Source organism: Caballeronia mineralivorans PML1(12) (assembly GCF_001028175.1).
Lineage (GTDB): Bacteria > Pseudomonadota > Gammaproteobacteria > Burkholderiales > Burkholderiaceae > Caballeronia > Caballeronia mineralivorans.
On record NZ_AEJF01000189.1, the window covers coordinates 15,260 to 29,880 of the forward strand.

Consider the following 14,621-nt stretch of genomic DNA (forward strand, 5'->3'; position numbering starts at 1 on the left):
GCCTCTCGCGGCGAGCTTTTCGCGGGCGGCACGGAGGTTTCTAGTGAAATGGTGTGCAATGGTCGCGCTGTGCGCGACGTTGGTTGGGTTGGCCGGATGTGGGGTTGCAGCGGCGCCGTGCCGGGTGGCGTCGGCGGGATTGAAGATGGTGCCGCTCGTCGGTCACGTGGCGGCTGCGCCGACCGATGCGTGCGCCGACGTGATCGATCCATGATGTGTTTTGAGGGCGCCGCTTTTCGGCAGACTGAATTCGGCGCCGCTTCGTGCAACGGGAGATTGGCTGGTGCACGGCTGATTCACTGAGCCAGAAGTGACAAAAGGATGGAAAGATGAAGGATGCGAAGATGAAGGCGGTTTCCGAACAAACGATCAAATCGCTTGGCTTGACGTTGGGTATGTTGGGTACGCTGTGTCTGATGTCCGTGACCCATTTGGCTTTCGCTATGCCGCTGACCGCGCCGCAGATTCAGACGTTGACGACCAACACGCTGCGCTACAAATGCAGCAGCGGCAATTCGCTGACGGTTCAGTACATGAACACGAAGAACAAGCAGAGTTTTGCGCTGCTGACCGTCGATGGCCGGAAGATGCTGTTTGTGAACGTGCTTGCGGCATCGGGTGCGAAATACGTCGGCGATCACTACACCTGGTGGACGAAAGGCCCGGAAGGTTCGCTCACCGACGATACCGCCGATCCCAACGCCGCGCCGATGCTTGCCGGCTGCAAGACGGGAACCTGAAGCGTAGGTCCGCCGCATGATGCAAAAAACCCGTTCCGGTTCGTATCGGAACGGGTTTTTTGCATTTGATGGGCATTGGGCTTTGGACCCGAGCGTCGCGCTTGAACGAGATGTCCCACGAACCACGAACCACGAACCCCAAGCCCCAAGCCCCAAGCCATGTAAGGTTTGAAGGGTATCGCCCCGCATCGCCTCAACGCTCTCCGTCGTCCGCGACATCAAATGGCTATCGGGAGTAAGGTTGTATTCGCGCGCGAAAACCGCGCGCGAATCAACGGACCGGCGGCTGCCGCGCGGCCTTGCTTTGCAGCAGCCGATCCATTTCATTTCCGTCTTTTGCACGGCGTTCATCGTGCACGTCGCTACAAGCGAGACCCTCCATGAAAGCATCGGATCTGTTCGTCAAAGCGCTGGAAGCAGAAAAAGTCGAATACGTATTCGGCATTCCCGGCGAAGAAAATCTCGACCTTCTCGAATCGCTGCGCCGCTCAAAAATCAAGCTGGTTCTTACCCGGCACGAACAGGCCGCGGGTTTCATGGCCGCGACTTACGGCCGCCTGACGGGTAAAACGGGTGTTTGCCTGGCAACGCTTGGCCCCGGCGCAACCAACTTCGTGACCGCCGCCGCGTACGCGCAACTCGGCGGCATGCCCATGCTGATGGTCACCGGCCAGAAGCCGATCAAGTCGAGCAAGCAGGGCAGCTTCCAGATCGTCGATGTCGTGCGGATGATGGAGCCGCTCACCAAATACACACGTTCGATGGTGTCCATCGGCAACATTCCGGCGTCGGTGCGCGAGGCGTTCCGGCGCGCGGAAGAAGAGCGGCCGGGCGCGGTGCACCTCGAATTGCCCGAAGACGTCGCGCACGAGGAGGGCGACGGCGCGCCGATTCCGAAGAGCTTCAGCCGCCGCCCGGTGGCCGAGGAAAAAGCGGTGGCGCGTGCCGTGGATGCCATCCGCGAGGCGAAATATCCGCTGCTGATGATCGGCGCGGGCGGAAATCGCAAGACCACGACGAAGATGCTGCGCGAATTCGTCGACCAGATCGGGATTCCGTTTTTCACCACGCAGATGGGCAAGGGCGTGATCGATGAATCGCACCCTCTGTGGCTCGGCAACGCCACGCTCTCCGATGGCGACTTCGTGCATCGCGCGATCGATCACGCCGATTGCATCATCAATATCGGCCATGACGTGATCGAGAAGCCGCCGTTTTGCATGCGCAGCGGAGACGCTGGCGAAAAGACCGTGATCCACGTCAACTTCCTCGGCGCGCAGGTCGATCCGGTGTATTTCCCGCAGATCGAAGTGGTGGGGGACATCGCGAACGCCGTGTGGCAGATGAAGGAATTGTTGAAAGAGCACGCGCCAAACTGGGATTTTTCGCGCTTCAAGATGATCAAGGAACACTTCGACGCGCAGCTCGCGAAGGGCCAGCACGACGACCGGTTTCCGTTATACCCGGTGCGCATCGTGAAGGACGTGTACGACACCATGCCGAAGGACGGCATCATCTGCCTCGATAACGGCATGTACAAGATCTGGTTCGCGCGTTATTACCGGGCGCACGAACCGAATTCCATCCTTCTGGACAACGCGCTCGCATCCATGGGAGCTGGCCTGCCATCTGCTATTGCAAGCAAGATCGTGCACCCCGACCGCAACGTCATGGCGGTCTGCGGCGACGGTGGTTTCATGATGAATTCGCAGGAAGTGGAGACGGCCGTGCGGCTCAAGCTCGACCTGGTGATCCTCCTGCTGCGCGACGACGCGTTCGGCATGATCCGCTGGAAGCAGGAGAACATGAATTTCCCGGATTACGGAATGACGCTGCAGAACCCTGACTTCGTCGCCTATGCGCAAAGTTACGGGGCGATCGGGCATCGGGTGGAGTCGGCGGAGGCGCTCGCGCCGTTGATCCGCGAATGTTACGCGACGCCGGGCGTACATCTGATCGATGTGCCTATCGACTATTCGGATAACGAGCGTGTGCTGAATCGCGAGATCAAACGGCTCAGCGCGCAACTTTAGACTCATGGAGAGGCTGACATGCTGAAGAAAACCTATCCGTATTACCTGGCCAACGTTGCCGTCGCGGCGAACACGGACCTGGAAGTCACCGATAAATTCAGCGGCGAAGTCGCGACCCGCGTGGCAATGGCGGATGCGAAGGCAATCGACGCCGCTATTGGCCACGCCGTTGCGGCCCAGCGCGCGATGCGCGAATTCAAGCCGTATCAGCGGCAGGCGGTGCTCGATCATTGCGTGAAGCGTTTCCGCGAACGTTTCGATGAACTCGCCGAGGCGCTCTGCATAGAAGCGGGCAAGCCGATCAACGATTCGAAGGGCGAGGTGACGCGGCTCATCGATACCTTTCGCGTCGCGGCGGAGGAGTCGGTGCGTATCGACGGCGGCATGATCAATCTGGAGATCGCGCCGCGCGCGGCTGGTTACCACGGCTATTACAAACGCGTACCGATTGGCCCGTGCTCGTTCATTTCGCCATTCAATTTCCCTCTGAATCTGACCGCGCACAAGGTCGCGCCGGCGATCGCGGCGGGTTGCCCGTTCGTGCTGAAACCCGCGAGCCGCACGCCGGTTGGCGCGCTCATCATGGGCGAGATTCTCGCGGAAACCGATCTGCCGAAGGGCGCGTTCTCGATCCTTCCGGCTCACCGCGACGGCGCGGATCTTTTCACCACCGACGACCGGTTTCGCCTGCTGTCGTTCACCGGATCGCCGGCGGTCGGCTGGGAGCTGAAGAAAAAAGCGGGCAAGAAGAAGGTGATTCTGGAACTGGGCGGCAACGCGGCGGCGATTGTCGATCGCGATCAGGCCGACCGGCTCGATTACGTCGTGGACCGGCTGGCATTTGGCGCGTTTTATCAGTCGGGACAAAGTTGTATCGGCGTGCAGCGGATCCTGGTTCACGTCGATATCTACGACGCCTTGCGCGAAAAGCTCATCGCCAAGACCAAGTCGCTGAAAATGGGCGATCCGAAGGACGAAAAGACTTTCGTCGGCCCGATGATCTCGGAATCCGAGTCGAACCGGCTGGCCGGCTGGATGGAAAGCGCGGTGACAAGCGGCGCGAAAATCATCGCGGGCGGCAAGGTCAATGGCGCGATGTTCGAAGCGACGCTGTTGGAAGGCGTGAAGCGCGATCAGGATCTGTACCGGAAGGAAGCGTTCGGACCGGTTGCGATCCTCGAAAAGTTCACCGACTTCGGCAAAGCGCTCGAAACGGTCAACGACAGCGATTTCGGCCTGCAGGCCGGCGTGTTCACGGACAGCCTCACGAACGTTAATCGTGCGTGGGACGAGCTGGAAGTGGGCGGCGTGGTGATCAACGACGTTCCGTCATTTCGCGTCGATAACATGCCGTATGGCGGCGTAAAAGATTCCGGGCTGGGCCGCGAGGGCGTGAAATACGCCATCGAGGACATGACGGAATTGCGTTTGATGGTCGTGCGGGATGCGCCGAAACCTGCCGCTAAAGCGAAATAGGCTGTTGTAGCGGTCGTGCTCCATGGCCCTGAAGCCCGGCTGGCCGGGCTTCAGGGCCACCGGGCCGCCTGAGCGATTGCGGCCAATGAGCAGTGATGTCAAGCAGGGGAGTGCTATAATAGCGGGCTTTCCCGTAGTCCGAACGCCTAGTCCGAACGCATTAAGCGGCGGGACCGGGAGCGGATGATGAGCGGGTTGTGAAGCCGGCAGGATCGATGTGCTTTCATATCGCTTTCCATGATGTGTTTCATGCCCGCGGCCGGCTGCCGTCATGGCAACCAGCACAAGTACTCGCTATCCGTACTTAGCCGGTTTTTAGCCGTTTGTACTAGCCCTATGTACTACGCCGTCCGGTTGTGTCAGACCGGATCAAGCGAGGATTCGCAGCGATCAAAACCCTGCGGATCCGAAGTCCGCGCGTTGATCGTCGTTTGCCGGTTGCATCGACGAAACGCGCGGCTTCTCATCCGATGTCCATGAGCGGTGGAATGACCGCTCGCGCGCCGCTCCGGCGCATTTTTAGCGAAAGCGAAAGCCACCAAAGTCACCATGTCCGATTCCGTCGCCACGAACCCGTCCGCCGCTTCATCCGACGCCGCACCCGGGGCTGATTCCAGCCCTGAAGTTCAAGCGATTCACGCCGCGCTCGAGTTGGGCGCCACTGAATCCGCGGTGCCCGGTCCCGTGCCCACGTTCGACCAGTTCGGCCTGTCCGCCGACATCCTGCGAGCGGTGGTCGATTCCGGTTACACGATCCCCACGCCGATCCAGGCGCAGGCGATTCCCGTGGTGCTGGCCGGCCGCGACATGATGGGCGCCGCGCAAACCGGCACAGGCAAGACCGCGAGCTTTTCGCTGCCGATCATCCAGCGCCTGCTGCCCATGGCCAGCACGAGTGCATCGCCTGCCCGTCACCCGGTGCGCGCGCTGATTCTCACGCCAACGCGCGAACTCGCCGACCAGGTCGCCGCCAACGTGCAGGCGTACTCCAAACACACGCCGTTGCGCAGCACGGTGGTGTTCGGCGGTGTCGACATGAACCCGCAGTCGGAAGCGCTGCGGCGCGGCGTGGAAATTCTGATCGCTACGCCCGGACGGTTGCTCGATCACGTTCAGCAAAAGACGCTGAATCTTGGCCAGGTGCAGATTCTTGTTCTCGACGAAGCCGACCGGATGCTCGACATGGGTTTCCTGCCGGACCTGCAGCGCATTTTGAATTTGCTGCCGAAGGATCGTCAGACGCTGCTGTTCTCCGCCACGTTCTCGGGCGAAATCAAGAAACTTGCGGCGACTTATTTGCGCAATCCGCAGACTATCGAAGTCGCGCGCAGCAATTCCACGAACGCGAACGTGCGGCAGATTGTTTTCGAAGTGGCCGAGAGCGACAAGTCCGGCGCGGTGACGCAGCTGATTCGCGAGCGCGGCTTGAAACAGGTGCTGGTGTTCTGTAACAGCAAGATTGGCGCAAGCCGGTTGGCGCGCGTGCTGGAAAAAGACGGAATCGTCGCAACGGCGATTCATGGCGACCGTACGCAGGGCGAGCGGATGCAAGCGCTCGACGCGTTCAAGAAGGGCGAGATCGAGGCGCTGGTTGCAACCGATGTCGCCGCTCGAGGTCTCGACATCACCGACTTGCCGGCGGTGATCAACTTCGATCTGCCGTTCAGCGCTGAAGATTACGTTCACCGGATTGGTCGCACGGGACGCGCGGGGGCATCGGGTGATGCATTGTCGCTGTGCAGCCCGAACGAGCGGAAACAACTCGCCGATATCGAAAAGCTGATCAAGCGGCCGCTCGAAGTGATGGTGCTGAAGGTCGATGTGCCGGTGCGGCGCGAGTCGTCTTCGGCTCCTCGCCGCGAAGAGCGCTCGGGCCGGCCGGAGCGCAGTGAACATCGGCATGCGCGTAGCGACGAACCGCGCCGGCGTTCGACGTCGTTCGAGCGTTCGCATACGCGTCAGCAACCTATCGATGACTTCTTCCTGAAGCCGTATGTGCCGTCGCCGGCATCGACGAGAAAAACACAGGACGACGCGGTAGCTGAAGCCGAACGGAAGAACACGCCGCGCCAGCCGCTGGCCGCGTTGCTGGGTGGCTTGGGTATGCCGCGTAGAACGCCGTCGGAGTCTTGATGGTTCGGAATGTGGGCTGACTTTCGGCCGGGAAAGCAATGAGAAGCGGCAGCGATGCCGCTTTTTGCTTTTTAGAGCGGAGAATAACTGCAACGGTTAGCTCAGCGAGCTAAGGTCCAAGCCGCTTGGCCCATTGCGCCGTTGTATCGGAGTAAAACGCTTCGAGCGAAGCTGCCGGAGCGGGGTCCAGACCGAGATGTCTGGCCGCTTGCGTAAGCGTCGCCACCGGCGTCCCGCTATCCAGCGCGGTTGCACCCGTTTGCTTGCTGAGTTTCTCCCCGTACTCGTTCACCACCACGGGTACGTGCAGATAGGTTGGCGTTGGAACACCCAGGCAGCGCTGCAAATAAATCTGGCGCGCGGTCGAGTCCAGCAGATCGGCGCCGCGCACGACGTGCGTAATGCGCGCATCCGCGTCGTCGATGACAACCGCCAGTTGATACGCCCACTCTCCATCCGCTCGTTTGAGCACGAAGTCGCCGACTTCGCTCGCCAGATCCTGCGTCTGCATTCCTTGCCAGCGATCCTCGAAGCTCAGAACGGCGGCATCAGCGTCCGGAACGCGCATTCGCCATGCGCGCGCCGGTTTGCCATGCAGTCCGTCCCGACACGTGCCCGGGTAAGCCAACGTGGCGTGTCGCGCATGGCTATGCGCGAGCGAATCGGCTATTTCGCGACGCGTGCAGCCGCATGGAAACACGAAGCCAGCGGCGAGCAACTGTTCGAACGCCTGCTCGTACGCGGTTACTCGCTGGCTTTGCCAGACCGGCTGCTCGGCGGAATGCATGCCGAACCTGCCTAACGTGCTCAGGATTTCCTTGGCCGCGCCCGGCACCGTGCGCGGACCGTCGATGTCCTCGATCCTGATCAGCCACGCTCCTTGATGAGCCCGTGCATCGAGGAAACTCGCCAACGCGCTCACCAGCGAGCCGACATGCAGCGGCCCGGTGGGTGAGGGCGCAAAACGTCCGCGATACCCCGGTTTCGGGTTCATTCCGCTGGCCGAGCCATTGGTGTGGGTTTCAACGCGATCATCAGCGCTGGGTGTCCGATGAAAGACCGTCTGCCGCGCCGCCGTGCCGTGCATCGCTTGGGCCAGGAAACGATGCCTGGCCGTCTGCCGTGATCGCCGCGTGCGCTTCGTCCGTATCGGCGGCATCGTCCTCGGTGTTTACCGCACCCGCCGCTGTTCGATCCTCACCGTTCTGCATAATCGCCGCTGGTTCTAGCGCGGCATTCAGCGCCGTACGGTGATCGAACACAAAACACTCGCCGTGGTAATGCACGCCGCCCACTTCCTCGAAGTATTTAAGAATGCCGCCCTCGAGTTGATAGACGTGGTCGATGCCCACTTCTTTCATGTGAATCGCCGCTTTCTCGCAGCGAATCCCGCCGGTGCAAAACGACACCACGGTCTTGCCTTCCAGCTCCGCGCGATGCTCTTCAATCACGCCCGGAAACTCACTGAACTTGCCAATGCGGTAATCCAGCGCCTGATCGAACGTTCCGACATCGACTTCGAACGCATTGCGCGTGTCCAGCATCACGACCGGCCGGCCTTCGTCGTCGTGTCCGCGATCCAGCCACGCCTTGAGCGTAGCCGCGCCGACGGACGGCGCGCGGCCTAGTTCCGGCCGGATCGCGGGCTTTTTCATGGTGATAATCTCGCGCTTCAGCTTGACAAGCATCTTGCCGAACGGCTGCGTGGCCGACACGCTTTCCTTGAATTCGAGGTCAGCGAATTTGCCTTCGAAAAGCGGGTCGGTACGAAGGTATTCCATGAACATGCCGATCTGCTCGGGCTCGCCCGCGACGAACAGGTTGATGCCCTCCGGCGCAAGCAGGATCGTGCCGCGCAGGCCAAGCGACTGGCAGCGCTCGACAAGCTGCGCACGCCAGTCGGCGCCGCTCTCGATAGTCACGAACTTATAGGCGGAAAGGTTGACGATGCTCATGACGCAAATACTCTCAAAGTGCTGGAAAACGGGCGTTGCCGGAGGAAAAAGCGTTTCGACGATTGCCGGCAGGCGCTCATCGAGTCCGTATTATCCCGCAAACGGCGCGGGCTTCCGACTAGACCGGTTGGCCGATGGGCCCGCGCCGATACGGCACTTTTTTCATCGTACGGAATAGCCTTGGACGAATGGCTAACGCGTGCGCCCAAGGGTATTTTCGCGAATAGGCGCATGTACAATATCGGTCATGTCAGATCCCCGTTTTGTCCATCTTCGTGTTCACTCCGAATTCTCGATTGCCGACGGCATTGTGCGCCTTGACGACGTCGTTAAAGCCGCTGCCAAAGACGGTCAGGGCGCGCTCGCGCTGACCGATCTCGGCAATGCTTTCGGCCTCGTCCGGTTCTACAAGGAAGCGCGCGGCAAGGGCGTAAAACCCATCGCCGGCTGCGACGTCTGGATCACCAATCCAGCAGATCGCGACAAGCCCTCGCGTTTGCTGTTGCTGGTGAAAAACCAGCGCGGTTATCTCAACCTGTGTGAACTGCTGTCGAAAGCGTGGCTGACGAATCAGTATCGTGGCCGCGCGGAAGTCGAGTACGAGTGGCTCGAAAGCGGATTGTCGGAAGGCTTGCTGGCACTGTCGGGCGCGCAGCACGGCGATATCGGCATGGCGTTCACCGCTGGCAACGACCAGGCCGCGCAGCGTCACGCCGAGCGTTGGGCCAAGCTGTTCCCGAACGCGTTCTACATCGAGTTGCAGCGCGCCGGGCACCCGGGCGGCGAGGCCTATATTCAACAAGCCGTCGCGCTGGCCGCGCAGCTCAAGTTGCCGGTCGTCGCCACGCACCCGATGCAGTTCATGACGCCGGACGATTTCACGGCGCATGAAGCCCGCGTGTGTATTTCCGAGGGCGATATGCTCGCGAATCCGCGGCGTCAGAAGCGGTTCACGACCGAGCAATATTTCCGCACGCAAGAGGAGATGTGCGCGCTGTTCGCGGATATTCCGTCGGCGTTGGCCAACACCGTCGAAATCGCAAAGCGCTGCAACTTGAAGCTCGAACTCGGCAAGCCGAAGCTGCCGCTGTTCCCAACGCCCGATGGCATGTCGCTTGACGACTACCTCGTGCAGTTGTCGAAGGAAGGTCTCGAGAAACGGCTTGCCCAGCTTTATCCCGATGAAGCCGCCCGCGAAGCGCAGCGCGAGACGTATTACGCGCGCCTGGAATTCGAGTGCAAGACCATTATCGGCATGGGCTTTCCGGGTTACTTCCTGATCGTCGCCGACTTCATCATGTGGGCGAAGAACAATGGCGTGCCGGTCGGTCCGGGCCGCGGCTCGGGCGCTGGTTCGCTGGTCGCGTATGCGCTGTTCATTACCGACCTCGATCCGCTCAAATACAACCTGCTGTTCGAACGTTTCCTGAACCCGGACCGTGTGTCGATGCCTGACTTCGACATCGACTTTTGTCAGGAAGGACGTGACCGCGTCATCCAGTACGTGAAGCAAAAGTACGGTGCCGATGCGGTTTCTCAGATCGCGACCTTCGGCACGATGGCGGCCAAGGCGGCCGTACGCGATATCGGCCGGGTGCTCGATCTCGGCTACATGTTCACCGATGGCATTGCCAAGCTGATTCCGTTCAAGCCGGGCAAGCACGTGACCATCGCGGACGCGTTAAAGGAAGAGCCCACGCTGCAGGAACGCTTCGACAACGAAGACGAAGTGCATCAACTGATCGAACTTGCACAGCGCGTGGAAGGGCTCACGCGTAACGTCGGCATGCATGCGGGCGGCGTGCTGATCGCTCCGGGCAAGCTCACGGATTTTTGCCCGCTTTATACGCAGGGCGAAGACGGCGGTGTGGTCAGCCAGTACGACAAGGACGACGTCGAAGCGGTCGGGCTGGTCAAGTTCGACTTCTTGGGTTTGACGACGCTCACCATTCTCGATTGGGCCGAGCGGTATATCCGCCGTCTGGATCCATCAAAGAAAGACTGGAATCTGTCGCAGGTCCCACTCGACGATCCCGCTTCCTTCCAGATCCTCAAGAAAGCGAACACGGTGGCAGTGTTTCAGCTGGAAAGCCGCGGCATGCAAGGCATGCTGAAGGACGCACAGCCTGACCGCTTCGAGGACATCATCGCGCTGGTGGCGTTGTACCGGCCGGGTCCGATGGACCTGATCCCGAGCTTCTGCGCACGTAAGCACGGCCGCGAGATCGTGGAATATCCCGATCCGCGTGTGGAATCCGTCCTGAAAGAGACCTACGGGATCATGGTCTATCAGGAGCAGGTGATGCAGATGGCGCAGATCATCGGCGGCTACTCGCTCGGTGGCGCCGACTTGCTGCGTCGCGCGATGGGCAAGAAGAAGGCCGAGGAGATGGCCGAGCATCGCGAACTGTTCCGGCAGGGCGCGGCGAAGAACGGTCTGACGGCCGAGAAAGCGGACGAAATCTTCGACTTGATGGAGAAGTTCGCGGGCTACGGTTTCAACAAGTCGCACGCCGCCGCGTATGCGTTGCTCGCGTACTTCACGGCGTGGCTCAAGGCGCATCATCCGGCCGAATTCATGGCGGCGAATATGTCGCTTGCCATGGACGACACGGACAAGGTCAAGATCCTGTTCGAGGATTGCCTCGTCAACAAGATGGCCGTGCTGCCGCCGGACATCAACCAGTCGGCGTACCGGTTCGAGCCGGTAGCAGAGGCCGACGGCGCGCGCTCCAAGACCATCCGATACGGCCTCGGCGCGGTGAAGGGCAGCGGGCAGAGCGCTATCGAAGAAATCTTGCGTGCTCGGGAAGAGGCGCCGTTCACCGATCTCTTCGATTTCTGCATGCGGGTGGATCGGCGCATGGTGAACCGGCGCACGGTGGAAGCGCTGATCCGAGCCGGTGCGTTCGATTCGCTGCATGACAACCGCGCGCAGTTGATTGCGTCGGTATCGCTCGCAATGGAGGCAGCGGATCAAGCTGCGGCCAACGCCATGCAGTCCGGTCTCTTCGACATGGGCGACGAATCGCAACAAGGTCACGACCTGGTCGATGAACCCATGTGGTCGGACAAGAAGCGTTTGCAGGAAGAGAAGAGCGCGCTCGGCTTTTACCTGTCGGGCCATCTCTTCGATGCCTACAAGACCGAAGTGCGGCGCTTCGTGCGGCAGAAAATCGGTGAATTGAAGGAAGGGCGCGAGAAGCTCGTCGCAGGCGTGATCACCACCATGCGCACGCAGATGACCCAGCGCGGCAAGATGCTGATCGTGAATCTGGACGACGGCACCGGCCAGTGCGAAGTGACCGTATTCAACGAGCAGTTTGAAGCCAACAAGGCGCTCTACAAGGAAGACGAGTTGCTGGTCGTGCAGGGTCAGGCACGTAACGATGCGTTCACCGGCGGTATCCGCTTCACGGTAGAAGCAGCGATGGATCTCGAGCGCGCCCGCAGCCGCTACGCGCAGGCGGTGAAGGTGGAAATGAACGGCAACGCCGACGCGCTGCGGCTAAAGAAAGTGCTGGAAGCGCATAGCGCACCGCCTGAGCAAGCTGCAGTGCCGGCGGCGGTACAGGCGCCGTCGCGCGGAGCTTCGCGAGGCGGTGAGCGCGACGGTGGCCGTGGCCAGCGGCCGCCAGTGCATATCCCGAATGGCCTGAACGTGAGCATCGTGTATCGGAGCGAACATGCGGAGGGCGAAGTGCGGCTCGGCGACGCGTGGCGCGTGAAGCCGACCGACGATCTCATCACGGCATTGCGCGGAGAATTCGCGGGAAGCTCAATCGAAATCGTGTATTGATGCGCGCCGGGATGAAAGTCGGCATTTCCGCCAACGCGCTGAAACTGAGCGGCGGACTCGAGCGTTACGCGCTGGATCTGATTCGCGGGTTCAACGCTGCCGGGTTCACGGGCGAGCGCAAACCCGCGTTTTTCGCCCGCAAGATCGATACGTCGCAGCCGGAAAGCGGGATGGTCGACGCGCACCGGATCAACGTGTCGTTCTTGCCTTCCAAGCTGCGCGATACGTACTTCAACTGGGCGCTCAAACGGGCGCGCAAGAAGGCGCGGGTCGATGTGCTGATCGGCTGCAATCGCGTGGAGTCATCGGAGATCGCGATTTGCGGCGGCACGCATATCGGCTTTCTGGCAGCGACTGGCCGGCGCGAGCGACGCTCGGACAGCCGTCAGATCGTGCTGGAGCGTTTGCAATACCAGCAAGCCCAGGTGATCGTCGCGCACTCGGAGATGATGCGCGACGAATTGCGCACGCTCTATGGCGTGGACGACACAAAGATCCGCGTGCTTTATCCCCCCGTCGACGGCACGCGTTTTTCCCCTGTGCCAAACGAGAAGCGCGCTGAACTGCGCAAGCAGTTCGGTTTCGCCGATCACGAAATCGTGCTGCTGTTTCCGTCAAGCAGTCATGAGCGCAAGGGATTGCCGCTGATCGAGGCGGCATTGCGTGACAGCGGCCTGCCGGTGGTCGTTGCGGTCGCGGGGCGGCCGCCTGCGCAGACATCGGAGCAGGTGCGCTACATCGGTTATGCGAAGAATATCGAGGATGCTTATCGTGCCGCCGATTTCACCGTGCTTGCTTCGAAGTACGAGCCGTTCGGGCTGGTCGGTATCGAATCCGTGATGTGCGGCACGCCGGTGATTTTCCCCACGAGCGTTGGCTGTTGCAGCGCGATTGCGGACAACGCGAAGTTCACGTTCGAGCCGGGCGACGCAGACGGTCTGCGACACGCCGTGCAACGCGCGCTGGATGCAAAAAGCGCGAATGTGACGGCGGCGTCAATTCTCTACGACACCCGCATCGCCGCGCATGTCGAGTCGTTGCTGGCGCTCGCTGAGAAAATCACAACCCTGGTCACTGCATCCGGTTCAACTGCGCGAGCTTGAGAAACCGGTAATACACGGTCTGCGCGTTGAACACGGCAATCATGAAACCCGCGCGGCCGTCGAGAAAACCGCGTCGAAGAAAATACGTCCGAACGAACGCCCACGCCCCGCGCAGCACCGCGCTGCCGAAACTGCCGCGTTTTCCCGCCGCGTGGCGTTGACGCGCACCGGCCGTGGAGTAGGTATCGAGCTTGCGCAGGACGGTCTCGAAGTCCTCGTAGGAGTAGTGCATCAGCTTGCCCTGCAGACGTGCGATCTTCGGTGCGTCCGGGTTCGCCAGCACGAGCCGCTCGTGCACGAGGTCGTCGGAGAAACGCGCCGTGCCGCGTTTGAACAGACGCGGAATCCAGTCCGGATACCAGCCGCTGTGCAACACCCAATGCCCGCAAAAATTCGATAGCCGGTCGACCGCGTAAACATCGGCTTCGGGCTTCGACAGCGCCGCACGGATCGCGGCGCCCAGTTCCGGCGAGACGACTTCGTCGGCGTCGATGGACAACACCCAGTCGGTCGTGAGCGCATCGAGCGCGCGATTTTTCTGCGGCCCGAAGCCTGGCCAGTCGGGTGCATCGATCACGCGCGCGCGATGCGCCTCCGCTATGCCGACCGTTGCGTCGGTGCTGCCGCCGTCGACTACGACGATTTCGTCGGCGAAGGAAACTGCTTCGAGACACTGCGAGAGGCGTGCGGCTGCATTGAAGGTGATGAGGGCAATACCGAGCGTTGGACGAGTCATGTGGCTTAGGCGGTGGTGTGCGAATTGCTATAATTTGATGCTAAAAGTTTCAGCGGTGAATGCTGCGTTTATAGTCACTGTCTCGTCGCTCTGTCTCGTCCATTTCCGGACGCGCCGGGCTCGCGAGGCCGGTTGAATCAACGCCATACGCGTCCCGCGTCAATGTTTGCCGCCCGGCCAACGTTATACCAGACCGATGTTCGCACGCCCCGGCCGGCAGGGTCACAGGCTCGAAAAAAGCGCGACCAGCCGTGCGGGCAACAAAGCGCAGAGTCCGCAACCGACAATCCAGACGTTCGGCTCCCTTCACCTTGACACTATCGAAATTCACTCGGAGTTCGCCATAGTAATGAAACCGCTGAGAATTCTGCACAGCGAGTCGTCCAACGGGTGGGGCGGTCAGGAACATCGGACGTTCAAGGAAATGCTCGCGTTGCGCGAGCGCGGCCATGCGCTCGAACTTATCTGCGTGCCGGGCGCGCGTCTCGGCGAGCGTCTCGGGGCCGAAGGTTTTACGGTCCACACCACGCCTATGCGTTCGGGCGCCGACATAAGCGCTGTTGCGCCGATGCGGCGGGTTCTGAAGCAAGGACGTTTCGATGTGCTCAACACGCACAGCGGCCGCGACAGCCTGCTCAGCGGCGCC

Annotated in this window: 11 protein-coding genes; 8 read left to right on the plus strand and 3 right to left on the minus strand. The window is 61.1% G+C overall.

Annotated elements, in window-relative coordinates:
• Nucleotides 1-58: 58 nt before the first annotated feature.
• The 5 genes from EOS_RS46545 to EOS_RS32490 all read left to right on the plus strand — a co-directional run bounded on the left by EOS_RS46545 (nt 59) and on the right by EOS_RS32490 (nt 6,382).
• On the plus strand, nt 59-214 hold the full coding sequence (locus EOS_RS46545) for a DUF6726 family protein (RefSeq protein WP_152693206.1): 156 nt from the start codon (nt 59-61) through the stop codon (nt 212-214).
• 115 nt (nt 215-329) lie between these two features.
• On the plus strand, nt 330-740 hold the full coding sequence (locus EOS_RS32470) for an MliC family protein (RefSeq protein ID WP_235443030.1): 411 nt from the start codon (nt 330-332) through the stop codon (nt 738-740).
• Between the two features lie 380 nt (nt 741-1,120).
• Complete coding sequence (locus EOS_RS32475) at nt 1,121-2,773, plus strand: acetolactate synthase large subunit (RefSeq protein WP_047896304.1); 1,653 nt, start codon at nt 1,121-1,123, stop codon at nt 2,771-2,773.
• A gap of 18 nt (nt 2,774-2,791) precedes the next feature.
• The gene (locus EOS_RS32480; protein ID WP_047896305.1) at nt 2,792-4,249 is read left to right on the plus strand and encodes an aldehyde dehydrogenase family protein; all 1,458 of its coding nucleotides are present in this window, start codon (nt 2,792-2,794) and stop codon (nt 4,247-4,249) included.
• Between the two features lie 549 nt (nt 4,250-4,798).
• Nucleotides 4,799-6,382, plus strand: a complete 1,584-nt coding sequence (locus EOS_RS32490; protein ID WP_082163590.1) for a DEAD/DEAH box helicase — start codon at nt 4,799-4,801, stop codon at nt 6,380-6,382.
• 109 nt (nt 6,383-6,491) lie between these two features.
• Here the strand turns inward: EOS_RS32490 and gluQRS are convergent, their stop codons facing one another.
• Nucleotides 6,492-7,376 carry a tRNA glutamyl-Q(34) synthetase GluQRS gene (gene gluQRS / locus EOS_RS32495; protein WP_047896307.1) on the minus strand — a complete coding sequence of 295 codons (885 nt, stop codon included), beginning with the start codon at nt 7,374-7,376 and terminating at the stop codon, nt 6,492-6,494.
• Nucleotides 7,377-7,416: 40 nt separating this feature from the next.
• Nucleotides 7,417-8,337: a sulfurtransferase gene (locus EOS_RS32500; protein WP_082163591.1), complete on the minus strand. Its 921-nt coding sequence runs from the start codon at nt 8,335-8,337 to the stop codon at nt 7,417-7,419.
• Between the two features lie 238 nt (nt 8,338-8,575).
• Between EOS_RS32500 and dnaE the strand changes: the two genes are divergently transcribed.
• Together dnaE and EOS_RS32510 are read left to right on the plus strand one after the other, a co-directional pair.
• Complete coding sequence (gene dnaE / locus EOS_RS32505; RefSeq protein WP_200908729.1) at nt 8,576-12,136, plus strand: DNA polymerase III subunit alpha; 3,561 nt, start codon at nt 8,576-8,578, stop codon at nt 12,134-12,136.
• A gap of 11 nt (nt 12,137-12,147) precedes the next feature.
• The gene (locus EOS_RS32510) at nt 12,148-13,239 is read left to right on the plus strand and encodes a glycosyltransferase family 4 protein (RefSeq protein WP_047896320.1); all 1,092 of its coding nucleotides are present in this window, start codon (nt 12,148-12,150) and stop codon (nt 13,237-13,239) included.
• On the opposite strand, the gene EOS_RS32515 is transcribed toward EOS_RS32510, so the two are convergent.
• Nucleotides 13,208-13,975, minus strand: coding sequence for a glycosyltransferase family 2 protein (locus EOS_RS32515; RefSeq protein WP_047896309.1), 768 nt, complete (start codon nt 13,973-13,975; stop codon nt 13,208-13,210). The genes EOS_RS32510 and EOS_RS32515 overlap by 32 nt on opposite strands.
• A gap of 349 nt (nt 13,976-14,324) precedes the next feature.
• Here EOS_RS32515 and EOS_RS32520 point away from each other — a divergent pair.
• A partial coding sequence (locus tag EOS_RS32520) for a glycosyltransferase (protein WP_235443031.1) occupies nt 14,325-14,621 on the plus strand: 297 nt, incomplete at its 3' end.